At 39.9% G+C, this 24,623-nt stretch carries 24 protein-coding genes, 1 tRNA gene and 1 pseudogene; 22 read left to right on the top strand and 4 right to left on the bottom strand.

Annotated elements, in window-relative coordinates; translation table 11 throughout:
• Positions 1–133: 133 nt before the first annotated feature.
• The 5 genes from istA (at position 134) to IGJ25_RS05165 (ending at position 5,158) form a co-directional block, all read left to right on the top strand.
• On the top strand, positions 134–1,372 hold the full coding sequence (istA, locus tag IGJ25_RS05145) for an IS21 family transposase (protein ID WP_375351995.1): 1,239 nt from the start codon (positions 134–136) through the stop codon (positions 1,370–1,372).
• The gene (gene istB / locus IGJ25_RS05150; protein WP_010747573.1) at positions 1,362–2,102 is read left to right on the top strand and encodes an IS21-like element helper ATPase IstB; all 741 of its coding nucleotides are present in this window, start codon (positions 1,362–1,364) and stop codon (positions 2,100–2,102) included. The genes istA and istB overlap by 11 nt, the downstream gene beginning before the upstream one ends.
• A 225-nt stretch (positions 2,103–2,327) precedes the next feature.
• Positions 2,328–2,633 (top strand): DUF7006 family protein, encoded by a 306-nt coding sequence (locus IGJ25_RS05155; RefSeq protein ID WP_010747600.1) that lies wholly within the window; start codon positions 2,328–2,330, stop codon positions 2,631–2,633.
• A gap of 1,375 nt (positions 2,634–4,008) precedes the next feature.
• A complete protein-coding gene (locus IGJ25_RS05160; RefSeq protein WP_010747601.1) occupies positions 4,009–4,749 on the top strand; it encodes a helix-turn-helix domain-containing protein in 741 nt (246 codons plus the stop codon).
• A gap of 13 nt (positions 4,750–4,762) precedes the next feature.
• Positions 4,763–5,158 (top strand): hypothetical protein, encoded by a 396-nt coding sequence (locus IGJ25_RS05165; RefSeq protein ID WP_225001444.1) that lies wholly within the window; start codon positions 4,763–4,765, stop codon positions 5,156–5,158.
• A gap of 525 nt (positions 5,159–5,683) precedes the next feature.
• On the opposite strand, the gene IGJ25_RS05170 is transcribed toward IGJ25_RS05165, so the two are convergent.
• Positions 5,684–5,756: transfer RNA gene (locus IGJ25_RS05170), tRNA-Lys, on the bottom strand.
• Positions 5,757–5,834: 78 nt separating this feature from the next.
• On the opposite strand from IGJ25_RS05170, the gene IGJ25_RS05175 reads away from it, so the two are divergent.
• The 14 genes and pseudogenes from IGJ25_RS05175 to IGJ25_RS05240 all read left to right on the top strand — a co-directional run bounded on the left by IGJ25_RS05175 (position 5,835) and on the right by IGJ25_RS05240 (position 18,626).
• On the top strand, positions 5,835–6,071 hold the full coding sequence (locus tag IGJ25_RS05175) for a helix-turn-helix domain-containing protein (RefSeq protein WP_010747603.1): 237 nt from the start codon (positions 5,835–5,837) through the stop codon (positions 6,069–6,071).
• A gap of 63 nt (positions 6,072–6,134) precedes the next feature.
• Positions 6,135–6,326, top strand: a complete 192-nt coding sequence (locus IGJ25_RS05180; protein ID WP_225001445.1) for a hypothetical protein — start codon at positions 6,135–6,137, stop codon at positions 6,324–6,326.
• Between the two features lie 87 nt (positions 6,327–6,413).
• Positions 6,414–6,587 (top strand): annotated as a pseudogene (locus IGJ25_RS05185) (tyrosine-type recombinase/integrase); the annotation flags it as partial.
• 30 nt (positions 6,588–6,617) lie between these two features.
• A complete protein-coding gene (locus IGJ25_RS05190; RefSeq protein ID WP_263638934.1) occupies positions 6,618–7,322 on the top strand; it encodes a tyrosine-type recombinase/integrase in 705 nt (234 codons plus the stop codon).
• A gap of 494 nt (positions 7,323–7,816) precedes the next feature.
• Positions 7,817–8,383 carry a DUF1836 domain-containing protein gene (locus IGJ25_RS05195; protein WP_010747605.1) on the top strand — a complete coding sequence of 189 codons (567 nt, stop codon included), beginning with the start codon at positions 7,817–7,819 and terminating at the stop codon, positions 8,381–8,383.
• Positions 8,376–9,236, top strand: a complete 861-nt coding sequence (locus IGJ25_RS05200; protein WP_010747606.1) for a DegV family protein — start codon at positions 8,376–8,378, stop codon at positions 9,234–9,236. The genes IGJ25_RS05195 and IGJ25_RS05200 overlap by 8 nt, the downstream gene beginning before the upstream one ends.
• A 132-nt stretch (positions 9,237–9,368) precedes the next feature.
• Positions 9,369–10,073 (top strand): response regulator YycF, encoded by a 705-nt coding sequence (gene yycF / locus IGJ25_RS05205; protein WP_010747607.1) that lies wholly within the window; start codon positions 9,369–9,371, stop codon positions 10,071–10,073.
• A gap of 3 nt (positions 10,074–10,076) precedes the next feature.
• Complete coding sequence (gene walK, locus IGJ25_RS05210) at positions 10,077–11,918, top strand: cell wall metabolism sensor histidine kinase WalK (RefSeq protein ID WP_005225283.1); 1,842 nt, start codon at positions 10,077–10,079, stop codon at positions 11,916–11,918.
• Entirely contained in the window at positions 11,915–13,225 is a 1,311-nt protein-coding gene (locus IGJ25_RS05215; protein ID WP_225001446.1) for a YycH family regulatory protein, read from the top strand. The genes walK and IGJ25_RS05215 overlap by 4 nt, the downstream gene beginning before the upstream one ends.
• Positions 13,226–14,080, top strand: coding sequence for a two-component system regulatory protein YycI (locus IGJ25_RS05220; RefSeq protein WP_005225285.1), 855 nt, complete (start codon positions 13,226–13,228; stop codon positions 14,078–14,080).
• A 55-nt stretch (positions 14,081–14,135) separates the two neighbouring features.
• Positions 14,136–14,942: an MBL fold metallo-hydrolase gene (locus tag IGJ25_RS05225; RefSeq protein WP_005231151.1), complete on the top strand. Its 807-nt coding sequence runs from the start codon at positions 14,136–14,138 to the stop codon at positions 14,940–14,942.
• A 42-nt stretch (positions 14,943–14,984) separates the two neighbouring features.
• Positions 14,985–15,722: a MurR/RpiR family transcriptional regulator gene (locus IGJ25_RS05230; RefSeq protein ID WP_010747610.1), complete on the top strand. Its 738-nt coding sequence runs from the start codon at positions 14,985–14,987 to the stop codon at positions 15,720–15,722.
• A 155-nt stretch (positions 15,723–15,877) separates the two neighbouring features.
• Complete coding sequence (locus IGJ25_RS05235) at positions 15,878–17,170, top strand: PTS sugar transporter subunit IIC (RefSeq protein WP_005225288.1); 1,293 nt, start codon at positions 15,878–15,880, stop codon at positions 17,168–17,170.
• A gap of 25 nt (positions 17,171–17,195) precedes the next feature.
• Entirely contained in the window at positions 17,196–18,626 is a 1,431-nt protein-coding gene (locus IGJ25_RS05240; RefSeq protein ID WP_081117222.1) for a 6-phospho-beta-glucosidase, read from the top strand.
• 107 nt (positions 18,627–18,733) lie between these two features.
• Here the strand turns inward: IGJ25_RS05240 and IGJ25_RS05245 are convergent, their stop codons facing one another.
• Together IGJ25_RS05245 and IGJ25_RS05250 are read right to left on the bottom strand one after the other, a co-directional pair.
• Entirely contained in the window at positions 18,734–20,029 is a 1,296-nt protein-coding gene (locus IGJ25_RS05245; RefSeq protein WP_225001138.1) for an ISL3-like element ISEfa11 family transposase, read from the bottom strand.
• 162 nt (positions 20,030–20,191) lie between these two features.
• Entirely contained in the window at positions 20,192–20,836 is a 645-nt protein-coding gene (locus tag IGJ25_RS05250; RefSeq protein ID WP_225001348.1) for a CPBP family intramembrane glutamic endopeptidase, read from the bottom strand.
• A gap of 217 nt (positions 20,837–21,053) precedes the next feature.
• Here IGJ25_RS05250 and groES point away from each other — a divergent pair, with 217 nt between their 5' ends.
• Both groES and groL read left to right on the top strand, forming a co-directional pair.
• Positions 21,054–21,338 carry a co-chaperone GroES gene (groES, locus tag IGJ25_RS05255; protein WP_005225291.1) on the top strand — a complete coding sequence of 95 codons (285 nt, stop codon included), beginning with the start codon at positions 21,054–21,056 and terminating at the stop codon, positions 21,336–21,338.
• 32 nt (positions 21,339–21,370) lie between these two features.
• The gene (gene groL, locus IGJ25_RS05260) at positions 21,371–22,999 is read left to right on the top strand and encodes a chaperonin GroEL (protein WP_005237384.1); all 1,629 of its coding nucleotides are present in this window, start codon (positions 21,371–21,373) and stop codon (positions 22,997–22,999) included.
• A gap of 204 nt (positions 23,000–23,203) precedes the next feature.
• Here the strand turns inward: groL and IGJ25_RS05265 are convergent, their stop codons facing one another.
• On the bottom strand, positions 23,204–23,401 hold the full coding sequence (locus IGJ25_RS05265; RefSeq protein ID WP_081117221.1) for a hypothetical protein: 198 nt from the start codon (positions 23,399–23,401) through the stop codon (positions 23,204–23,206).
• Positions 23,402–23,800: 399 nt separating this feature from the next.
• Here IGJ25_RS05265 and IGJ25_RS05270 point away from each other — a divergent pair, with 399 nt between their 5' ends.
• Complete coding sequence (locus tag IGJ25_RS05270) at positions 23,801–24,547, top strand: YcjF family protein (protein WP_438779133.1); 747 nt, start codon at positions 23,801–23,803, stop codon at positions 24,545–24,547.
• Positions 24,548–24,623 lie beyond the last annotated feature (76 nt).

Consider the following 24,623-nt stretch of genomic DNA (forward strand, 5'->3'; position numbering starts at 1 on the left):
GCAAGGGGGAAAAATAAAGTCCGTCTAGGTGTTAACGGCAACGATAAAATGTAGGAAAATGGCAATTTAAAATTGTTGGTTTTCCTACATTTTTGTATGCTCTTCTTATCCCAAATGAAACGGAGGTTCAGGGATGAGAAAAGATATACGCGAAGGAGTGATGATCTACGTGATCAACGAAATCAAACCGAACTATGCCGCATTAGCCAAACAATATGACTGTGATTATCGAACAGTCAAAAATGCATACGAAGAAGCTAAGGGTGAAACGTCCACACCTACCCCGCGCAAGAAACGTCCAAGCAAGTTGGATCCATATAAAGAAATTATCCAAGACAAAGTCAAGGGGCATTGTAGTGCCTACAGTATCTTCAAATTTATCGAACGCAAAGGATTTGACGGGAGCTACAGCCTAGTAAAAGCTTACTGTCGCGAGTTCAAACAAGAAAAAGTGCAAAAGGCCACCATTCGTGTCGAGCATAACCCGGGACTTTCCGCCCAGGTTGATTGGAAGGAAGATATGCGCTTAATCAGTAATCAAGGAGAAGTTTTTGAATTTAATATCTTCTTATACGTCCTTCCTTACTCGAAGAAAAAATTCATTACTTTAACCTTTGACCGTAAGCAAGATACCCTGTTTGAATGTCTGGATGATGCCTTCTATCACACCGGTGGTGTGCCAAAAGAAATCTGGTTCGACAATATGAAGACGGTGGTTGATCATTCTCGCAGTCAGTTTTCAAAAGCGTATTTCAACGAACGCTTTTATGCCTTCAGTAAAGACGCCAGCTTCACGCCAATTGCCTGTCGTCCCTTTCGACCACAAACAAAAGGATGTGTAGAAGCGTTAGCCAGAACTGTTGATCGACTGAAGGTCTATAACCATGAATTTTATGATACCGTAGAGCTATGTCATCTAGTGAATGACCTATGTTCTGAGTTAAATAGTGAAGTCTCCCAGGCAACGGACCAGACGCCAGATGAGCGTTGGTGGACAAACGAAAAAGAGCACCTACATGAATTACCGAAAAACCTTTTGAATCCTTATTTTGAGGACTTTATTAGCCGTAAAGTCACGAAGGAAGCCATGGTCGTTTTCCGTAAATGCAGGTACTCTGTAGATCCTCGCTATATCGGTAAAGAGGTTGAAATCGAGCTCTCCGACAAGGAAGACCAAGTACAAATTCATTATAACGGAGAACTGATCCGGTCGCATCCCTTAACGAAAAAACAATTGAACTATCATGAGGAGGACTATTTCCAAATCCTAAAGTCAGATGTCATGAGCCATAAAGAGGACGATGACATCAGAGCTTATACTCGCGAAAGTCTAAAACAATATGATTTGGTGGAGATTGCTGATGAAGAATAGCCATTATCAAGAACTGATGACCAACCTAGAAACGCTCGGTTTAAATCACATGCGGGAGTATGTTCCCAATTATATCGAGGTTGCCAATCGAGAGGAGCTTTCCTTGACGGAAGCTCTTCTGGAATTAACGCGAAAGGAAGTCAATCATCAACATAACCAGAAAATGAATCGCGTGATAGAGCGAGCGCGCTTTCCTAAACGGACCAGTCTAGAGGAATTTGATTTTACCTTCCAGCCAAGTATTAATAAACGTGAACTGCTGGATTTAAAGCACATGGGTTTCGTAGAAAAGCATGAGAACCTGGTCTTTATTGGGAGCCCAGGAGTTGGGAAAACGCATCTAACGATTGCCTTAGGAATTGAAGCCTGCCATCAAGGGTACCGGACTTTATTCATCCCTTGTCATGAGCTTCTTTTACGCTTACGAGCTGCCTATGAGAAAGGCACGCTTGAGCGAGTACTAAACCGATATGCACGATATGATGTGTCGATTATTGATGAGATTGGCTATCTACCGATACAAAAACAAGAAGCCGATTTGTTCTTCCAGCTTCTGGCCATGCGTTATGAACACCGCTCTACGATTATTACGACAAATATCGTCTTATCTCGATGGGGTGAATTGTTTCAAAGCCCAGAAATCGCGGCAGCGATCCTTGACCGACTGGTTCATCATGTCAAAGTGTTCAAGATTACCGGCAAGTCTTATCGTATGAGAAATAAAATCTAAACTGGCGATTGCCGACAATTCCTATTGCCGAAAACCTACATTTTTATTCTGCCCAAAACCTACATTTCTAAGTTGCCCTTGACATACAAAAAACTATTTTTTGTATAGCACTGTTACTTTAAACGGATAGAGAACAGAAAAAATGAGGAAGCGAAAAGAATAAGAATAAAAGGTAGCTAGAAGGTACCGATATATCATTTTAAAAATTTAGAAAGGAGAATAAATATGCTTCTATTTACAATAGAAAAAGATTATACAAACTATTTTTGGCAAGAATTAGGTGAGTCACGCAGAGATACAGTAGAAACTCGAGAGTATATTAATAAACACATAGTCAGACTGCTAGAGCTGACTGAGAATATTTCAAAAACAACATTTTGGCAAGACTTTCCAGAAATACTAGGGCTTGTTGCGAAGTTGAATCTTTTAGTGGAATTGAGCAAAATTCAAGAATTTTCAAGTACAGAAATCATTCGAATCACCAAAAACGATTATCGAACCTATTTTAAAGAGTTATGTACTATGATTTAAGCATGAAAACGAAAAACTCAATGATTTTTAATATCTCTTGATAATAGAAGGAAGTGAAAGTTAATCAATGTGTAAGTTACCTAAAAATTGTTTTAATCTTTGGAACATTCAGACTGCCAATACGATTTAAATTTTCCACATTTACAATAGACTTACCATACTTTTCAAGATAACTCAATATCAAACGCCGTCTAGTATACAGTGTTGATGAAGCAAGCAAAAACGATTAAGATTCTCTCTATTTGGTCACACTGTGAACGTGGAATGTAATATAGTAGTTTCCTTTTCTGTGTAGAGATACAGCTTTTTTTGATTACCAAGAAAAATTGACACAAACGGAAAAAACTATTTACTGAAAAGTCAATGGCGGAAGAATATGAAATCAAAACAAAGAACATTAAAAAATTGGCCTTTGTTTAGCATGAATTCTAACTTTTTACATTCCAGGATTTCACAAAGCATAAACAATGATTTTAAAAGTAATGCAGAAATAACTTTTTAATACGTGAAATATTGGATTTTGAGTTTCCCAGTCATGTCATAATAAGTAGATTGGAATTTATTACATGATCAAAAGACCTTAGTTATTAAGGATTGATTAGTTGTCCAAAATAAAATCTGTGTCAGATGAACCTAATTCTGGCTCAGATTTTTTGTTTTCCAACATTGAACAACTTATTATTAAAAAGCTCTTGATTCTCAATTTCCTAGATGATTCAAATCCGTGGGATACTCGTATTATTGTCTTTGTATGGGAATTGTTATCATTTATTTTTCTTTTAGAATGAGGATAAATCATCGCATTAGTGATGACTTTTTCTACTTATGTTAGAAGATTTACTCGAAAACCGTTATACAAAGTTTGGGGAAGTTTAACAAACAAGAAGAAAGAATAAATTCGGGTCTGTATCTGTAAAGGCTTCAATTAACTTTTAAACAGTGAGCTTTAGACGTTCGAAAATTCTGCTACATTATTTGATTGTTAAAAAGTATTTTTTGCAGGACTTCTTGAGCAGACGTGAAATTCTGATAATTAAAGTTAGAAGTTATTTTTAATTCATTTATACAGATTTTTAATCTGTGCTATTTCTTAATAAGTGATATATTTTATTGAATTTTGGATTGTGTATTAAATTACGTAATAAAGAAAAAATATATACTGATAATATAACATTGATGGATTGAAATATTTAGAAGTTAAAATAATAATTTGTAATTCGAATCAATAATTTTGCATTTTTAATCATCATTGTTTGAAATCGTTTTAGTTATTTGTTTTATATGATAAAAGTGGATTAAGAAGTTGATAAACAGGCACAGAATATGTCAACTTCTACAAATAAATTTAGTAGCATAATGTAGGAGGGTGAAAAGAATGATAGAAATCAAAAACATCTATTATACAAATGGTAATAACTATTCTCCAAATGATCATTGCGAAAATGGTTGGGCTATCCTGTTGACGAAGAAAGGACTGTACATGGAGAAATCTGAGGTGGAAATAATTCTGATAGAATCTCATATGATTTTTCAATATCTTTCGCAGAGCCTATTGAATCAAATCATTATTGTCGAGTTGAATTTGTTCTGCGAGCCTTCTTCAAACTATATTAAAAAAATTGATCTGATAATCAATCAAGAGTTATCTAGCTTAATTCAATTACTTTTTACAAGGTTTGAAACGAGAGATCGAACGTATGTAGTGAATCCCGCTATCGAAATGATAATAAGAAAGACATTTAGATTGAATCTTTCAACGCTGAAAGAATACTTTGAAATATTTAAATTAATAGCATTTATACAAGAGAATTTATCTGGAAATTTGACCGTTAGTGACTTGGCGGAGTTTATGCATATGTCTAAACCAACTTTAAATCGATTTTGTATGAATAAAATAAATAAAGTGCCTCAGGATTTAATTAATGATATCAAAATTACGTTGGCGAAAAATTTGTTGGAATCGACAGATGAAAAAATTTTTGAGATTGGCGAGAAAACTGGTTTCTTTAACGCTAGTGCATTTACTATTTTTTTTAAAAGGGAAACTGGGGTATCTCCAAAAGAATATAGACAAAATTATTTTAATTCTTGGAAAGAGCATAGCTTAACTATTTAGAGGTGAAAGTGATATGGGAAGTAGAGAAATAGAAGCTCGTATAATAGAAATCAAGGATGAGATTGTTACTTTATCAAAAGAATATGTTTTGTTAAAGAATCATAGATTTGACTACGACAAGAAAGTTTCGCAGGAGAGAGTTTATGAAGAATATATAAGAGAGAATGATTACCAAAAATATAAGAATAATTATGACATTATTTCGTTATATATAGCTTCTTTTTTTAAAGAAAAAGGTATTCCAACTAGATCTAAAACTATTTATGAATACTTGGTGAAAGAAAAGCTAGTATCTATATCTTATAGTAATTTGCAAAGCAACTATCTTAAGAGGATGCACGATGATGCTCAGATTAATGTTGAGCGAGCATATAGGGGATATTATCAATATAGAAGAAAATCAAAGTGAACGATAAATTTATCTAGTGGTGTCTTTAGTCACTAACAATTAATTGAAGATAGGGGGCATACTATTCTTTTAGAATCACTAGTCTTTGTGTTTTGGATCATCTACTTTTCAATATGTGTCATTCTAGCCTGTACTTATATATCTTCTGAAAAAAATTTGGTAAAACTATTTTAGAAAGGAACGCTTTCGTTCTTTTATTGCTCATTGATAACAGAATAGCCCATTTTCTAAATTCTTTTCAGTGATTAAGTAGCAGGCAACTTTTGGCGCCAAGATCTCTTAGATTTGAAGGAGCGATAGATCAAAAGTTGTGACTAAAGCATGGAAACTTTAGGCAAAGAGATAATTGTTGAAGATAATGATACTCACGTAAGCGTCCCGCTGATGAACAGGGGGAGGAGGAGACTCCTGTGTACCTTTTCCAAGGTGGTTTAGAAAATGTTTAAAATAAAAAAAGGAACAGCATAAATGTTTTCGAAATGCTTTCGCACCAACATTTACCTGTTCCGTGGGTTTGGCACCCAATGGGCCATGAAGGACTCGAACCTTCGACACCTTGATTAAGAGTCAAGTGCTCTACCAACTAAGCTAATGGCCCAAAATTTATTACTTTGATATAGTATCACTATTTTAAAATGTTGGCAACAATAATCTATGGTTTTTTTAGGAGGTAAAAATGGATCGAAACATTTATGACGTCATGTTTGAGAACTATAAAGATCTGGTTGGAATAAATGAATTGAGAGAAATGTTAGGAGGGATAGGTAGAAATAAAGCTTATGGGTTACTAAAAGCGAACAAGATAAAACATGTCAAGATAGGCAGCAACTACAAGATTCCTAAAAAGTGTGTGATCGAATACTTACAAGATGCCCAAAATGTGGCAGATGAGCATACGCAGGCTATGGTATAATAAAGGTGTTAGAATTGCGTTTTCCATAGCTGCTTGCTTTTTTCAGTTTTAGGAGGATTTGAATTGAAATTACGAGCGAATATTGTAGAAAAAAGAGGAACTCTCCAAGTTGTTGTAACAATAAAAGATGATTTTGGAAAAACTTCTCAACGATGGAGAGATACCAAACTAAAAAAGAAAGGAAATAAAAAAAGAGCTGAAAGAATAAAAGACCAATTTATATCTGAGATTGAGCAAGAAATTGCTATGAAATAAGAGGATTATCTTGTTTTAAAACAGGAAAGAACCGAAACACCTTTTGTCGATTACCTATATAGTTATCTTGAAACTGCTAAACCACAACTGTCTAAAACGTCTTACTTTAGTTATAAACGTTACATCGATATCAGGATAAAGGATTATTTTGGACCAAGTGGAATTATGTTATCTGATTTAAAACCGGTCCACTTGCAAAGGTTCTATCAAAAAATATTAGACGATGGGTGCACTGGAAATACTGCTCTACACTATCACGCCTTTATTAGAAAAGCTTTACAGGAAGCTTTTATGACAGAACAGATAGATAAAAATATTGCTGACCGTGTACGTAGACCAAAAAAGGACTCCTTCGTGCCAAACTTTTACACAAAGGATGATGTGCTAAAACTACTTCAAATATTCAAAGGTGAGAAGCTCTATCCAATAATTCTATTAACAGTATTTTATGGATTTAGGAGAAGTGAAGTTTTAGGGCTTAAATGGGATGCGATTGATTTTGTGAATAAGACGATTACCATTAAACATGTAGTTTTGGAAAATAAAGAAGACTTAACAACTGTTCTTAAAGAAGACAGAACTAAAAATGCTTCCAGCTATCGTTCTGTTCCTTTAATAGAAACAGTTGAAGAGGAGTTAGTGAAATTAGCTAGGTGGAAGGAAAAAAATAAAAAGCTTTTCGGAGCTGAATATAATTACGAAGACGACGATTACCTCTTTACCATGGAAAATGGCAATATCATAAGACCAGATTTCGTTTCCAAACGATTTGCGAAGGTAATCAAGAGAAACAATATAAAAAGGATACGATTCCACGATTTGAGACACACAACCGCTTCTATAATGATTGGAAATGGTGAGCACATGAAGAAGGTTCAAGAGTGGCTTGGTCATGCCTCTTATACGACAACTGCTAATCTTTACGCACACCTTGATCCAAGCTTTAAATATGCTTCTGCAGAAAATTTAGCTAATACATTTGGATTCAAAAAATAAATAACAAAAAAGACTTGATCAAAATTGAATGGCAAGTCTTTGAACGATTACTATTAAAAAAAAATCTGTCATTTTGTTGGCAAATTGTTGGCAATAAAATGGCTTGAAGATTATCAACTAAGTAAACCTCATTAAAACCTCTACATATCAACTTTTATAAACATACCTCTACATAAGAGGGCAGGTGATTAAGAGTCAGCTGCTCTACCAACTGAGCTAACGGCCCGTACCAAAAGTACTTCATTATCTTAGCACTCCATTGTTGAAAAATCAATCATTCTTTTGAAAAAAATATGCGCTTTTTCAGTTGAGAAACTGGCGTTATCTTAATAAAACACCATTTGTTTCCCAAATTCAAATGATAGGAAATTCTTAAAAGATTGATCAGATTGCTTTAAAAACTAAGAAAACCGTGATAAAATGTATCTAGTTATCAAAACTAGATGATTAGTTTGTGATAATCTAACCTTCTGTTCGTCAAAATGGAGGATAACATGGAAAAATTACAAGCAGACATGAAAAATTGGGGCAATTCATTGCTGAAATTCCACCTGCCGAGATGGGAAGAATTGCCAACGCTGGAACTGTATATGGATCAGGTGATCACATTGATCGATCAATATTTATCGCCGGTGATCCAAACGGAAAAGCATCCGCTATTGACCTCTTCCATGGTCAATAATTATGTCAAAAAAGGGATGATTCCAGCACCAGAGAAGAAACGTTACAATCAAAAGCATCTCGCATTTTTGATTGCGATCACGATGCTCAAGCAAGTGCTGACGATTCCTGAAATAAAGACGGGGATCCTTTTTCAAGGGAAAGTTGTCGGCATCAGAAATGCCTACAATGTATTTTGTGAAGAACAAGAAAAAGCGATCCACCTTGTCGGCAAAGAAGCGATGGGAGAACCCGAACAAATGACGTCGGAACCGATCCCAATTGAATTAGTAGCCATGAAAGGTGCGACGCGTTCCTTTGCCAACAAACTATTGGCAGAAAAAACGATTGAATTAGAAGTCATTTATTTAGAAACACATAAAGGAGAAGCCCATGAATAAAGAGAAAATTGCCCTATTAGTTGATTCAGGTACCGATGTTCCCGCACAGATCATGGAGCAATACGGCATGTATATGCTGCCATTGCAAATAATCTACAAGGATCGGACCTATACCGATAAAGTTGATATTACTGCGGAAGAAATCTACGAGCGCTTGCCGCAAGAGATCCCTAGTACCTCGTTACCTGACGGTGCTGCGATCGGGGAAATCTTTGATCGGATCAAAGGCGATGGGTATGAGAAAGTCTTTGCCGTAACCATCTCCAGCGGATTGAGCGGAACGTTTAACGTCGTTCGCCTGTTGGGTGAACAACGGACGGATCTTGAGGTTTTCGTGCTTGATACGAAAAATATCGGGATCGGTGCAGGGCTGCAAGCGATTCGTGCAGCAGAACTGTTAGAAAAAGGCGTGACTTGGGAAGAACTGCGGGCACAATTAACGAATGAAGTGCCAAAAAACAAAGTCTTTTTCAACGTAGCTACCTTAGAGTATTTACAAAAAGGCGGCCGGATCGGTCTGGTTGCATCTATCTTAGGCAATGCCTTGAAATTGAATCCAATTATCTCTTGTAATGAAGAAGGGATCTACTATACGGTCGCAAAATCTCGTGGACGGAAGAAAAGCTTGGACAAAACCGTTGACTTGATCAAGCAATTCATCGGTGATCATCGCCATGTGCGTTTAGCCGTGGCGCAAGGTGATGCACTGCAAGAAGCCAAAGAGATGAAAGCACGATTAGAAGCCGAATTTCCTAAGGTCAAAGAAATCTTATTTGGACAAATTTCTCCCGCATTAGTCGTCCACACGGGTCCTGGGTTGTTAGGGATCGGTATCCAGCTTTTAGAAGAGTAAAAAAGAAAGGCCCCGTGCCTTTCTTTTTTTGTGCTTTCCTTAAGAATAAGGCCGCGGTTTTTGGGAAAGATGAAAAGCCCGTTTAAATAATGTATAATAAGTAAGAAACCAAAAAAAATTGAGGTGACATTTTTGAAAAAGATCCTAGTCGTGGACGATGAGAAACCAATTTCTGATATCGTCAAATTTAATTTAACCAAAGAAGGATATGAAGTATATACCGCCTATGATGGAGAAGAGGCATTAGAAAAAGTAGCCGAGGTCGATCCTGATCTGATTTTGCTTGATTTGATGCTACCAAAAATGGATGGGTTGGAAGTTGCACGGGAAGTGCGCAAAACCCATGACATGCCGATCATCATGGTCACAGCCAAAGATTCTGAAATCGATAAAGTACTAGGCCTCGAGCTTGGTGCGGACGATTATGTAACCAAACCATTTTCAAACCGGGAATTGGTGGCCCGCGTCAAAGCCAATCTGCGTCGCGGCTCGGCAGCTGCGAAGGAAGCAGACGATAACGCCAACAGCGAATTAACGATTGGTGATTTAACCATTCATCCTGATGCGTACATGGTCACTAAAAATGGTGCAGCCATCGAATTGACGCACCGGGAGTTTGAATTGATGCACTACTTGGCAAAACATCTTGGTCAAGTGATGACCCGGGAGCATTTATTGCAAACGGTTTGGGGCTATGACTACTTTGGTGATGTCCGGACCGTTGACGTGACGGTGCGTCGTTTACGTGAAAAAATCGAAGACAGCCCGAGCCATCCAAATTATTTGGTTACTCGTCGCGGAGTGGGCTATTACTTGCGGAACCCAGAACAGGAATAAGCTATGAAAAATAAAGTTCGCTTTTTTCAATCGGTGAACTTCAAAATCGCCCTGACTTTTATCTTGATCTTATTGATTGCGATCCAGATTATCGGGGCGTATTTTATTCGCGAATTGGAAAGAACAACGGTCGATGCCTTCAAACGCGACATGGAGGCACGTGCCAGCACGTTAGTGGTAACATTAGGCTCTGAATTGAGTCGAATGGATAATGATGACGGTTTAGATTGGGATTCCATGAATGCTTCCTTGAATCGAATCTTAACGAGTACCAACTCATCGGAAATTTTGGAGATGCGGGTGGTGGATGAGCAAGGGATCATTCGTGCAACCACCAATATCAATGATCGTGGCTCGGTGGGAGAAAAAAATGATTACCGTGATTACGATACGAACCGCAGTGAAGTCCTCTATGATGAATCCAGCGGCCAGCGGGTGTTCAATATCGTGCAGTCGATCCAATCTCCGACAGGGGATACCGTTTTAGGAACCCTTTATTTACGGAGCAATCTTGAGTCAAAATACAATGAAGTCAGTACGACTGCGGTCATTTTTGTGACAGCCTCGCTGATTGCGGCAGTGATTTCGATCATTGTGGCACTATTGGTCTCTCGTTCCATCACCCAACCGATCGGAGAGATGCGCGAACAAGCGATTCGCATCGCCAAAGGAGATTATAGCCGCAAGGTCGCGATTCATGGAAAAGATGAATTGGGGCAACTGGCGGAGACCTTTAATCAACTAGGAGAACGAATCGAAGAGACTCAAGAGGCGATGGAATCTGAGCGAAACCGCTTGGACAGCGTCTTGTCTCACATGACAGACGGCGTTGTTGCCACCGACCGACGAGGCAAAGTCATTACCATCAATGAGATGGCGATGTCCTTGTTAAATGTCAGCAACGAAGAAGCGATCGGGCAGTCGATTTTGACGTTATTGGAAATCGATGAAGAATACACGTTACGAAAGCTTTTGGAAAATCCTGAAGACATGCTGTTGGAGCGTCCTAGCAATGATTTGACGGGAACAAATATGATTTTGCGTATCGATTTCTCCATGATTCGTCGGGAGTCTGGCTTTATTTCTGGGTTAGTTGCGGTGATGCACGATGTTACAGAGCAAGAAAAAAATGAACAGGAACGGCGAGAGTTCGTTTCCAACGTTTCTCATGAGTTACGGACACCATTAACGAGTATGCGCAGCTACATCGAAGCGTTGAGTGAGGGTGCTTGGAAAGACCCGGAAATTGCGCCGAACTTTTTGAAAGTGACGTTGGATGAAACGGATCGAATGATTCGGATGATCAATGACTTGTTGAGTCTGTCGCGGATGGATAGCGGCAATTCGCAACTGCAGCTGGAATACATCAACTTCAATGAGATGGTCAATTTCGTGTTGGATCGTTTTGACATGATGGTGACGAATGAAAGCAAAAAATACTTGATTCGTCGGGAGTTCACTAAACGAGAATTGTGGGTGGAAGTCGACACCGATAAAATGATCCAAGTGATCGATAACATCATGAATAATGCCATCAAATATTCGCCAGATGGCGGGATCATTACGGTGAAATTGATGGAGACCCATAACAACATCGTACTTAGCATCAATGACCAAGGACTAGGGATTCCGAAAAAAGATCTCACGAAGATCTTTGATCGTTTTTACCGAGTCGACAAAGCTCGTGCCCGTCAGCAAGGAGGTACTGGCTTAGGATTGGCGATCTCACGAGAAGTCATCAAAGCTCATGGCGGTGCGATTTGGGCGGAAAGTCGAGAAAATCGCGGGTCAACATTTTACATCATGTTGCCGTATGAACCGTATGAGGAGGATTGGTGGGTATGAGAATCTCAGAAAAAATCATTCGTGTAGGCTTGATCGTGATGATCGCCTTGAGTTTTTATTTCTCCTATATGATTTGGCTGAATCCGACTGGGTTCAACAATGCCAGCACGGAAACAGATACCGGCGTCAATCCTTCGGTTCAAACCTACAAACAAAAAAGCGATTTGTTTTTGCCCCTGTATTTGACTTGGAATGACGAGGACGCGATCAAAGAAACCAACTCTGAAGCGGTGATTCGAGAGATCCAAGAGGTGATCAATGAGGCAACGATCAGTGATTTGACGCTGCGGACCTATGGCGAGGAACAAGCTTTTTCAAAAGCCCAAGAAGTCAATCAAGGGGTGTCCTTAAACTACTATACGACGTTTTACTTGAAAGATTATGAGAAAACCTTTGAAAAAGAGCTGTCCTTAGAGGACGAAAGTGAAACAGAGGATTTTCCGTTTTCCCGCATCCAGTTTGACTTTGAAGAAAACACGATCCAATTTGTTGATTTTACCCATCAACGAGTGGTGCGAGGCAAAATCGACTGGGACAAAAGCCAAGTAAAACACTTACTAGCAGACAACCCTCGGGAATGGACGACAATGGTGGCAGATGAAGAACGATCCAGCAAGCAATATTATACGCAGGATTCGATTAAGCTGAAAAAATACAGCTACTATTCTTCGACCCAATCTCAGAGCTTGTTTCGAGAAGCCTTTTTCAGCAATCCTAAAAACGTCAAGATCAATGATGAAAGTGTCGATACCTACTATTATGAAGGTGGGCAAAACATGACGGTCTTGCAAGATCAGCAGCAAGTCAAGTTTGAAACTACCACAGACGGTTCCGATGAAACGGACCTGGCGATGTTGAGTGCGGATTATATTATTCGTTTAGGCAACAATTTTGGGACGATTCGCTATTTTGATCAACAAGACAAGCACTTGGATTATCGGGTCTTCGTTGAAGGCTATCCAGTCTTTAGTACGGGTGGTCAAGGGGTGATCAGTGTGGCTTTTTCAGAAAGTGGTCAGACCGGCAGTCGGGAAATGACGATTTCTGCCAGTTTGAACGCGATTCAAGTGCCGATTCCTTCTGAAACCGAGATTGAATTGCCCTCTAGTTTGTCAGTCAAAAATGAGCTGATTGCGGCAGGGGCTGATCCGGAATTATTGCAACAGATCATCGTTGGCTATCAATGGGGGGAGATCAAAGATGCACCACTCGTTGATTTGACGCCTGCTTGGTATGTCAATTATGACTCGTCTTGGATCAGTTATGATGCATTAATGACAAAATTAGCAGAAACGGAGGAGAATTAATTGGATTTTAAACGAATCGAATGGATTTTTTTCCTCGCTTTTCTTGGTCTGAACGTCTTTTTATTCAATGTTTACAGTGAGGCTCGCAGCGAGCATCAGATGGTTTCACAATCAAACCAAACGATTCCTATCGAACAACGCCTCGAGTCTGAGGACATTCGGTATTCTGGCGAATTATCAGATGAGGTCTTGAGTGGCTATTATTTGAGCGGTGAACAGACGGATTTTGATGTGGAGTTACGAAATCCGCAACTCAATACGCAGTTCAAAAGAGGGTCGACGGTCAAAGGGCAGCAGTTGATCCATGTCTCAACCAATGGCTTTTACATCAGTGATGATTCCCAAACGGAAGAAACCGTCAATGGTTTTTTGCAACGAAAAGATCAAGTCCTGTTTGGGGATGAATATGACTATTTGGAAAACCTCTCTGTCTTGAACGCCAATCATCCGACCGTGGTGGCGGTTCAATCCTATGAAGGCATTCCTTTCAATGACAGCTCAAGTCGAATCGATATCACCTTAGAACAAACGGATGATCTATTGCAGATTGCCCGTTACACGCAAACACATATCTCCAATATTACGCCTCTAAGGGAAAAGATGACGGTTTATTCAGAAAAAGAAGCAGTAAATACGCTTTATCTAAACAACAAGCTGCCGAGTCACTCGAAAATTCTCTGGACGGAATTAGCCTATACGATGATTTTGAAGGTTAGGGAAAAAAATGTGTATATTCCTGCATGGTTTATTGCGTTCCAATTAGATGGCGATGACACCATCCAAATCGAAACGGTCAATGCCTTTAGCAATCGGATCATCACGAATAATGCCGTTCAAAAGGTAGAAAATCCATAAAAAAGCGGGTATAATGGAACTCGTTGAAACAACCAGAGAGGAAGTCACGTAAACCATGATGAAGGAAAATGCCTTTCAAGTAAGTATTCTAGCCAGCGGAAGCTCAGGAAATTCGCTCTATATCGAAAGCAATAAAAAGCGGATCTTAGTGGATGCCGGTTTGAGCGGCAAGAAGATCACTTCATTATTGGATGAAGTAGGGCGTAAACCAGAAGATTTGGACGCCATTCTTGTGACCCACGAACATCGAGATCATATCCACGGTGTCGGAGTACTGGCGCGAAAATACAAACTTGATGTCTATGCGAATACAAAAACATGGCAAGCGATGGATCCAATGATCGGTAACGTCGCTGTCGAACAAAAACATATCTTTGAAATGGGAAAAGTGCTGACCTTGGGTGACTTGGACATTGAGAGCTTTGGCGTCTCTCACGATGCTGCAGCGCCGCAATTTTATCGTTTCCATAAAGACGGCAAATCATTCGTGATGTTGACGGATACCGGTTATTGCAGCGATCATGTACGAGGCATTATCAAAGGCGCCGATGCGTACCTTGTGGAAAGCAACCATGACCTAGAAATGCTGCGAATGGGCCCTTACCCATGGAGCCTCAAACAGCGAATTCTTGGAGACCGTGGTCACTTATCGAATGAAGATGGCGCTCTGGTCATGACGGATATCTTGACCGACAATACCAAACGGGTCTATCTTGGTCATTTAAGTAAAGAAAACAACTTGAAAGAGTTGGCGCACTTAACGATGGTCAACACCATGAAAGAACATGATCTAGGTGTTGGAGAAACATTTGAAGTCTATGATACCGATCCTGACAAAGCGACGGAGTTATTTGCAATCTAATCGATCAACAAAGGATAAAATTGTCGGGTGGAGGCAGCAGGTATGTTTGATGAAGAAAAAATCAAGCGTCTGAACGAGCTTGAAATGGCTGTTTATAAGTACATTGTCCAGCATTTTGAAGAGATCGATCAACTGACGATCCGCGAATTGTCAGCTGCATGCCATGTCTCGACCTCGACGATTTTACGATGTATCACGAAATTAGGCTATCGCGGGTATTCAGAGTTAAAGTATGCGATCTGTCAAAAAAAGGAACAAGATGCACGAGCGTTTGATCTTTTCTATGATGCAACGATCCAAGTCAATACATTCTTAAAAAAAGTCAATAATGAAGATTACCGTAAGTTTATCCAGCCAGCGGTAGAACTGATTCTTTCCGCACGCCATGTGGCGTTTTCAGGTATCGGCACAAGTGGCATTCTGGGCACCTATGGCAGCCGCTATTTTGCTAATTTAGGCATCAATGCCTATAGCATCGTCGATCCCTTTTTGCCAGTACCGCCTCGTGGGATGGAAAATACGTTAGCGATCATTTTATCAGTTTCGGGAGAAACCATTCAAATGATCAAGCAAACGGAGGACTTCAAACGGTATGGGGCAAAAGTACTCAGCATCACCAATGATGAAAAATCGACGATCGCCCAAATGGCAGATTACAATATTTCCTACTATATGCCCGTCGTCAGTGGGGGAAAAGAAGTCGATTTGAATCTGACGACGCAAGTCCCGGTGATTACACTGATCGAACTTTTAGCCCATCAAGTCTACAAGCAAATCTAAGTGATCGTAAAAAAACAGCTTCGGCTGTTTTTTTTGTTGGAACATGTTTCATAACTTGGAAAAGCTATAGGCAAGGGGAATATTATCTATTAAGATTTATTTGTAAGCGAATTCACTGGCCAGTGGATGGAATTTTATTTTAGGAGTGATGTGAGATGAACGAATGGATCAATGAGAAATTATTACCCCCAATATTAAAATTTGTCAATACGAAAGCAATCACTGCATTAAGAAACGGTATGCTCTATACGATGCCCTTTTCAATCGTAGGATCGATTTTCCTGCTATTAGCAAACTTTCCCGTCCAGTCGATTGCGGATTGGGTAACGAATAGCGGCTTAGGTGAATACTTCAACCAAGCCTATGGCGCCTCTTTTGCAATTATGGCCTTTTTCGCCGTAATGGGCATCGCCTATTCATATGTAAAAGCAGAAGGTTACGAAGGACTCCCTGCAGGAATGATTGGTTTAGTTATTTTCTTATTAACTATGGAGTCAAGTGTGACGGATGCTGAAGCAAATGTGACCATCGCAAATGTCATTGATAAGACGTGGACCGGTGGACAAGGAATGATCAGTGCCATCTTAGTGGGACTTTTTGTGGGTTGGGGCTATACGTGGTTCTTGAAACGCGACATCCGAATCAAACTGCCAGAGCAAGTACCCACCAATGTCGCAAACTCATTTACAGCATTGATTCCAGCCGCTGTTTTAACGACCATCGCATTAGGCATTTATATTTTCTTTGATAAAGTTTTTCAAACAACCGTGGTCGAATGGATCTACACCGTGATTCAAAGTCCAATGCAAGGGGTGACGGATTCCCTTGGTGGTGCAATGATGCTAGGCTTCTTAGTGCCATTCTTGTGGTTCTTTGGGGTTCACGGTTCGACGATCGTGGGCGGGATCATGGGACCAATTTTACAAGCCAATTCATTAGCCAATACGGCTATTCTTGAATCTGGTAAAGCATTGACATTAGAAAATGGCGGACACATCGTGACCCAGCAGTTTTTGGATCAATTTATGACGGTAACTGGCGCAGGAATGACGATTGGGATCGTGCTATACATGGTGGCTTTTGCCCGTTCGGCGCAGTTCAAACAATTAGGACGTCTTTCCTTGATCCCGGCATTCTTTAATATCAATGAACCAATTATTTTTGCGACACCGATCGTCATGAACCCAATCATGGTATTACCATTTATTTTGACACCGATGGTTTCAGGCGTGATCACGTATTTTGCACTTTATACCGGTATCGTACCGCTATTTACTGCTGTGCAAGTTCCATGGACGACCCCGCCGATCATTTCAGGTTTTCTAGTAGGTGGCATTCGGACCGCTATTTTACAATTTGTTGTTTTAGCAATCGGCTTCTTTATTTACTATCCTTTCATTCGTAAGGTCGATAGTTTGAACTATAAACAAGAAACAGAGATCGTTTAATACCAAGGAAGCAGGTTGAATAGAAATGAATAAACTAAGAAGCGATTTTTTATGGGGTGGCGCAGTCGCTGCTCACCAATTGGAAGGCGGCTATCGTGCGGATGGAAAAGGCGTGAGTGTCGCTGATGTCATGACTGTCGGAGGCAACGGAATTCCTCGCCGAATCACGGAAGGTATCCAACCGGGCGAAAGCTATCCCAATCATGAAGCGATCGATTTTTATCATCGGTATCCTGAAGACATCAAGCTTTTTGCCGAATTAGGGTTGAAGTGCTTCCGAACATCGATTGCCTGGACCCGTATTTTTCCAAAGGGGGATGAGCGCGAGCCGAATGAGGAAGGCCTGGCCTTTTATGATCAATTATTCGATGAGTGTTTACGCTATGGCATTGAGCCAGTCATTACCCTGTCTCACTTTGAAATGCCTTATCATTTAGTGACCGAATACGGAGGTTGGCGTAACCGTAAGTTGATCGATTTGTTTGTCCGCTTTGCAGAAGTTTGTTTTACGCGCTATCAAAAGAAAGTGAAGTATTGGATGACCTTCAATGAAATCAATAATCAAGCAAACTATAAAGAAGATTTTGCGCCATTTACCAATTCTGGTCTGTTCTTTACGGAAGGAGAAGACCGAGAAAAATTCATGTACCAAGCAGCTCATTACGAGCTCGTTGCCAGTGCAAAAGCGGTGGCGCTAGGACATGCGATCAATCCTGCGTTTCAAATCGGATCGATGATCGCGATGTGCCCAATCTATCCGTATTCTTGCGATCCCAAAGACATGATGGCAGCCGCGGTGGCCATGCAACGGCGCTATTGGTTTTCAGATGTTCATGCCCGTGGGCACTATCCGAGTTATATGCGCAGCTATTTTGAAAGAAAACAATTTGATTTAGATATCACCCCTGAAGATGAAGCAGCTTTGGCAAAAGGTTGTGTTGACTATATTGGTTTTAGCTACTATATGTCTTTTGCGATCAAAGGCAAGGAGAATGATCCAACCTATGACTATGATGAGAGCCAAGATCTGGTGGACAATCCTTATGTCGATGCTTCTGAATGGGGCTGGCAGATTGATCCCGTAGGCTTGCGCTATGCCATGAACTGGTTTAACGAACGCTACGAATTACCGCTTTTCATTGTAGAAAATGGCTTTGGTGCGGTGGATACGGTGGAAGAGGATGGACAGATCCACGATGACTACCGTATTGACTACCTAAAAGCCCATATCGAAATGATGAAAGAAGCAGTAGCTTATGATGGCGTCGACTTATTAGGTTATACACCGTGGGGCATCATTGACTTGGTTTCTGCGGGGACAGGGGAAATGAAGAAACGCTATGGTGTGATCTATGTGGACAAAGACAATGAAGGAAATGGAACCCTTGCTCGTCAGAAGAAAGATTCATTTGCATGGTATCAGCAAGTGATTGCGTCCAATGGCACGAAGGTCTAAAGAAAAAAACGTTACGCAAAATTTGGCTCTTTGTCAATAAGGACTGATGAGTTGTGTAAAATCAAATCTGGGTCAGAATGAACCACATTCTGGCTCAGATTTTTTTGTTATCTTACATTGATTAATTGATTGATCAAAAAGATTCTAATTCTCATGTTCTCGAATGATTTAAATCCGTAGGATACTCGTTTCATTGTCTTTATGTGGGTATTCTTCGCTTCTATTTTTCCATTGGAATAAGGATAGATCATTGCGTTGGTGATGCCTTCTTCATAGGTCAGAAGGTTTTGAAGCTTTTCTCGAAAGCCGTCATCTAACGTTTCGGGAAGTTCTGCCAATAAGGAGAAAAATAAGTCAGGGTCTTTGTCTCGAAAGGCTTCAACTAATTCATGAAAAAAGCGATACGCCTCCTTTAGGGGCGCAGAAAACTCAAGCAATCGATCAATCATCATTGCTTCAGTAAGAAATGGGTATTTTGGCGCTCGAAAACTTTTCCATGTTTTGTATTCATAATGGTTGATGTTTGCACGATTTTTTAGCAAAAAGCGCCAGTTCTTTTTCAGTTTTTCTGCTTGGCTTTTCTGTCCTGCTTTACGAAGTTCATTCATTTCACGGATACGCAACTCATTGAACGCTTGATTCATGTGTTTGACAATATGAAACCGATCAATCACTACTTTCGCATTTGGCAGAACACGTTTGGTGAGCTGGAAGTAGGCGGCGTTCATGTCTGTCACCAAGAATTCTACTTCTTCTGGATTGGTACAACCTGAGAAATAGCTTGTTAATCGGGGTAATTTACGCGTAGGCAAAACATCTATTAATTTTCCTGTTTCGCCATCTGCGCAAATAAAGCTCATTTTATCTTCTATGGAAGCATGAGAACGAAATTCATCAACCATCAATACTCTTGGGAGAATCTTCTTAGATTGTTTTGGCAAATAGCTTTTAAACTCTTTCAATGTACGAATAACGGTGGTCAAAGATACCTGACAGCTTTTCGCAATAAAAGATAAAGATACTTTTTCAGTCAGTAAAGAAGCAATTTTATATCTCACATGATTTGCGATTGAATGTCTGGGTTGGACAAAATAACTTTGAGCCGTCCAATGGGTTCGGCAGTTTTTACAGGTATAGCGCTGCTTTTTTAGGCGCATAACCAAAGGCATATGATTGTATTGTTCAAAACGGACAATCATTTCCTTCTTCCCATTTTTCACTATAATTGCTTTCCCGTTTCCATCTACCACAGTAGAACCACAACTTCTACAAGCACGAGGAGTAGGCGAGAGAACAGCATCGACGACCAACGTCTTTTTCTTCTGAAGGGTCTCGTAAGAGACCTCTGTAATCATCAAATCTTTCTCTATTATTCTCAGCATTTTTTTGATAGAATCATTCATATAGCATATCGTCCTCTCAGTTGTTTATTTTGTGGTGATTTAATCATACTAGAGAACGATATGTTTTTTAATACCTAAAATGAAAATGGGGCTGAAGAATCAATTCTGATTCATCAGTCCCATAAATTATAGAGCCCAAAATTTCTGCGTAGCGTTTTTTCTTTAGGGCATTTGGATATAGCCGTAATGAAGCAATAACTGAATAATAATAACTAAAGTGTTCATTCCCACATGGGTGATCATGGAAGTCCAAATACTGCCGGTCAAAGCATAAAGCCCAGAAAAGAACAGTCCTAAGAAAATATAGACTAAGAGATGATTGTCATTGTGGGCAAAGGCAAAGGCTACGGCGCTGACCACTACACCAACCCAAACATTGCTGTATTTCCCAATGATGCCAACTAAGGCTCTGCGGAAGACAAATTCCTCCATAATTGGCCCACCGACCATTGCTGCGAGAGCAAAGAGTGGGTTTTGCACCACGATGGCAATGATGTTTTCGGTATTTTGCGAAGCGCTGACTTCTCCGAAAAAGGATTCGATAAAGATGGCTAGATTTTGTAACAAAATCGCTGCGACAATGCCGGTTAGCCCGTAAATAAGAATCGCTGAGACTTTGGTTTTTTTGTGTTCAAACGATAGCGGTTCTGTTTGTTTGAAATACAAGAAAAACATGATCGCTGCACCAGTTAAGTAACCGATCGTTGTTGCTGCTACTTGATGTCCGCTAGGGACGAAGGCGATCGGTAGAAAAAAGACGATGCCGTAAGTAAGAATCGTGGACAAAGAATATTTTGATAAAGACATAGTTGTTTCCTCACACTCCTTTGCTTCATTATAGACTAGGTTGCTTCTAGAAACAAAAAATCCTACTATATTTATCAATCAATTAGAAATGCAAAAAAAATTTAGCAAAAGGCTTGCAAAAATTTGGGAAAATGAGTAATATTGAAACTGTAAGTTAGCACTCGATACAAGAGAGTGCTAATGCTAAATTCTATAACATTCATTGGAGGGATTTATCGTGTTAAGACCATTAGGTGATCGTGTGATTATCGAAGTCGCAAAAGAAGAAGAAAAAACTGTAGGCGGAATCGTGCTTGCATCAGCAGCAAAAGAAAAACCACAAACGGGTACCGTTATTGCAGTCGGCGAAGGACGCACGCTCGAAAACGGTGAAAAAGCTCCTGTTGCTGTCAACGTTGGCGAACAAGTAATGTTCGAAAAATACGCTGGCACAGAAGTGAAATATGAAGGAACAGAATATTTGATCGTTGCTGCAAAAGATATCATTGCAGTAGTAGAATAAGAAAAATAAAAAATACTTGAGGTGATGAAATCATGGCAAAAGAAATCAAATTTGCAGAAGACGCACGCGCAGCAATGCTTCGTGGGGTAGATAAATTAGCAGATACAGTAAAAGTAACCTTAGGCCCTAAAGGTCGTAACGTGGTTTTAGAAAAATCTTACGGTTCACCATTGATCACAAATGACGGTGTAACGATCGCTAAAGAAATCGAATTAGAAGATCATTTTGAAAACATGGGCGCAAAACTTGTTTCTGAAGTCGCTTCAAAAACAAACGATATCGCTGGTGACGGAACAACGACTGCTACGTTATTGACACAAGCAATCGTTCGTGAAGGATTGAAAAATGTCACCGCTGGTGCGAACCCATTAGGTATTCGTCGTGGGATCGAAATGGCAACAAAAGTGGCTGTAGAAGAGCTACACAACATTTCATCAATCGTTGATTCAAAAGAAGCAATCGCACAAGTTGGTGCTGTTTCTTCTGGTAGTGAAAAAGTTGGTCAATACATCGCTGATGCAATGGAAAAAGTCGGCAATGACGGTGTTATCACTATTGAAGAATCAAAAGGGATCGAAACAGAATTAGATGTTGTGGAAGGAATGCAATTTGATCGTGGTTACTTATCACAATACATGGTAACTGACAACGATAAAATGGAAGCAGCGTTAGAAAATCCATACATCTTGATCACTGACAAAAAAATCTCTAACATCCAAGATATCTTGCCATTGTTAGAACAAATATTACAACAATCAAAACCATTATTGATCATCGCTGATGACGTTGATGGTGAAGCATTACCAACACTTGTATTGAACAAAATCCGTGGAACATTCAATGTTGTCGCAGTGAAAGCACCAGGATTTGGTGACCGTCGTAAAGCAATGCTAGAAGACATTGCGATCTTAACTGGTGGTACAGTGATCACTGAAGACTTAGGCCTTGAGCTGAAAGATGCAACCATCGATAACTTAGGTCAAGCAAGCAAAGTGGTTGTGGATAAAGACAACACAACAATCGTTGAAGGTGCTGGTGAAAAAGAAGCAATTGACGCACGCGTTCAATTGATCAAAAACCAAATCGCTGATACAACTTCTGACTTTGACCGTGAAAAACTACAAGAACGCTTAGCAAAACTTGCTGGTGGGGTTGCTGTGATCAAAGTTGGGGCACCAACTGAAACTGAATTGAAAGAATTGAAATTACGTATTGAAGATGCATTGAATGCAACACGTGCCGCTGTTGAAGAAGGCATGGTCTCAGGTGGGGGAACTGCCTTAGTCAATGTCATCAACAAAGTTGCAGAAATCGAAACAGATGGCGATGCAGCAACAGGTGTCAAAATCGTTTTACGTGCCTTAGAAGAACCAGTTCGTCAAATTGCTGAAAATGCAGGCTACGAAGGTTCAGTGATCATCGACAAATTGAAAAACGCTGACTTAGGCGTTGGTTTCAATGCAGCAACTGGCGAATGGGTAAACATGCTAGAAGCTGGGATCGTTGACCCAACAAAAGTGACGCGTTCTGCATTACAAAACGCAGCTTCTGTTGCCGCATTATTGTTAACAACTGAAGCAGTCGTTGCCGACAAACCAGAACCAGCAGCGCCAGCAGCTCCTGCAATGGACCCATCAATGGGTATGGGCGGCATGATGTAAGCAAGCCTTGAGAACTCCTCTTTTGAGGGGTTCTTTTTTTGCGATCAAAAAATACTTCAACACAGAAAAAGACAAAAAACCTTTCTTCTTAGTATTCTAAGCACCAAAGAATTGGTTCATTGCTTGAATAAAAGGAGAAAGGAGTGGTAGATATGAGCTATCTATTTGTCTTGTAAAGGCAGCGTGTTTTGTAAGGAACGTCAGTTACAACCGTTCCCAAAATCCCTGCGCAAAACCAGTAATAAATTCGTAGAGAGCCGGCAGTATCACCGAAATACATAAGACGACAAAGACCATTTTCTGAACATCTGTTAATTGTTTGAGGAAATGGTTTTTTGTGAACAATAAATACGCGATACAGATAACGGCAAGCAGCTGCAATAGATCAAATAAAATGGACAAGAAAATCACCTTTTCTGATTAGATTGAATGGACGATAGAATGATGGATTCTCTCAACATAGAGCAAAGGGTTGAATGATATGGTTCTGAGAAAACGTGAAGATCAACGTTTATAAAGAAACGGTATTTCGACGCCAAAGAATGCGAAGATCCCGCTTAAAAGAAAGTAAGTCAATAAGCCTAGATAAAAAAGGACTTTCCAATTCAATTTCTTTTTCATTCGATCCACTCCTTTTGTGTATCATAGCATAAAAAAACGATAATATAAATAAATAATCCAAAGATGCAAATTTGCATTTTTTAGCAAGTGTAAGCTCTCTCAAGCTACATTTTCGCTATCTTGAAAAACCTGAGCTAAAATAGAATTAGGAACAAAATCATGGCTCACTTTGATTTTTAAATGAACAACGAGTCGAAAGAAGGAGACATTTCTTTGAAAAAACCATGGATAAAACGCAAAAAGAAACAAAACGAAAATGAATTATTAACGGAACAGTCCGTTCAAGTCGAGCAAAGTCAAATGGGAGAAGAGTTGCAAGAAGAAGCGGAGTTTACTTCTTTTTTTGCGGATGTCATGAAGCGAATGCCGAAAAAATCGGCTGCCCTGGTGATGAAAGGCTATGACGGATCAAAAGCCCAGGCGGAAAAAGTGTTAGCGAAAAGCAAGGATCAATTTGATCAGGTATTTGAGGAGTTTTTGGTTGGCGTAGATGATGAAACGCGAAAAAAAGCCCACCGCACGATCCATGCGGCTTCTTTGACGGCGGTGATCATCGGCTGTTCACCGATTCCCTTTTCAGATGCAGTGTTACTTGTGCCAGTTCAAATGACGATGATGGCCCGTTTGTATCGTATTTTTGGGCGAACATGGCGTGAAGGGTTAGCGAAAAGCATTTCGAAAGAGCTAGTCGTTGTGAGTTTTGGTCGCAGTGCCGTTGGCAATATCTTGAAATTTGTCCCAGCAGTCGGCACCGTTGCTGGAGCTGCAATCAATGCCAGTGTGGCTAGCGGTATTACCGAAGCATTAGGCTGGGTGACGGTCAAGATGCTGAATGATGGGGAAGATGTGTTTGAGCAAGTGATGTCCTTTAAAGGCCAATTTCACACGCTGTTCAATGCGTTGAAAGTTGGCAAGAAATCTAAGTGAGACAAACAGAAGAAGAACGAAGCAGGTCCAGACGACTTGCTTTTGTTGCTTCTTTTTCTTCACAGCAAATAAAAAA

Origin of the sequence: Enterococcus sp. DIV0240d (assembly GCF_051711245.1) — a bacterium.
Taxonomy (GTDB): Bacteria; Bacillota; Bacilli; order Lactobacillales; family Enterococcaceae; genus Enterococcus_D; species Enterococcus_D casseliflavus.

Coding starts and splice junctions, on each gene's coding strand:
- istA (WP_375351995.1), top strand. CDS start 134: ATGAGAAAAGATATACGCGAAGGAGTGATGATCTACGTGATCAACGAA.
- istB (WP_010747573.1), top strand. CDS start 1,362: ATGAAGAATAGCCATTATCAAGAACTGATGACCAACCTAGAAACGCTC.
- IGJ25_RS05155 (WP_010747600.1), top strand. CDS start 2,328: ATGCTTCTATTTACAATAGAAAAAGATTATACAAACTATTTTTGGCAA.
- IGJ25_RS05160 (WP_010747601.1), top strand. CDS start 4,009: ATGATAGAAATCAAAAACATCTATTATACAAATGGTAATAACTATTCT.
- IGJ25_RS05165 (WP_225001444.1), top strand. CDS start 4,763: ATGGGAAGTAGAGAAATAGAAGCTCGTATAATAGAAATCAAGGATGAG.
- IGJ25_RS05175 (WP_010747603.1), top strand. CDS start 5,835: ATGGATCGAAACATTTATGACGTCATGTTTGAGAACTATAAAGATCTG.
- IGJ25_RS05190 (WP_263638934.1), top strand. CDS start 6,618: ATGACAGAACAGATAGATAAAAATATTGCTGACCGTGTACGTAGACCA.
- IGJ25_RS05195 (WP_010747605.1), top strand. CDS start 7,817: ATGGAAAAATTACAAGCAGACATGAAAAATTGGGGCAATTCATTGCTG.
- IGJ25_RS05200 (WP_010747606.1), top strand. CDS start 8,376: ATGAATAAAGAGAAAATTGCCCTATTAGTTGATTCAGGTACCGATGTT.
- walK (WP_005225283.1), top strand. CDS start 10,077: ATGAAAAATAAAGTTCGCTTTTTTCAATCGGTGAACTTCAAAATCGCC.
- IGJ25_RS05215 (WP_225001446.1), top strand. CDS start 11,915: ATGAGAATCTCAGAAAAAATCATTCGTGTAGGCTTGATCGTGATGATC.
- IGJ25_RS05225 (WP_005231151.1), top strand. CDS start 14,136: ATGATGAAGGAAAATGCCTTTCAAGTAAGTATTCTAGCCAGCGGAAGC.
- IGJ25_RS05230 (WP_010747610.1), top strand. CDS start 14,985: ATGTTTGATGAAGAAAAAATCAAGCGTCTGAACGAGCTTGAAATGGCT.
- IGJ25_RS05235 (WP_005225288.1), top strand. CDS start 15,878: ATGAACGAATGGATCAATGAGAAATTATTACCCCCAATATTAAAATTT.
- IGJ25_RS05240 (WP_081117222.1), top strand. CDS start 17,196: ATGAATAAACTAAGAAGCGATTTTTTATGGGGTGGCGCAGTCGCTGCT.
- IGJ25_RS05245 (WP_225001138.1), bottom strand. CDS start 20,029: ATGAATGATTCTATCAAAAAAATGCTGAGAATAATAGAGAAAGATTTG.
- IGJ25_RS05250 (WP_225001348.1), bottom strand. CDS start 20,836: ATGTCTTTATCAAAATATTCTTTGTCCACGATTCTTACTTACGGCATC.
- groL (WP_005237384.1), top strand. CDS start 21,371: ATGGCAAAAGAAATCAAATTTGCAGAAGACGCACGCGCAGCAATGCTT.
- IGJ25_RS05270 (WP_438779133.1), top strand. CDS start 23,801: ATGAACAACGAGTCGAAAGAAGGAGACATTTCTTTGAAAAAACCATGG.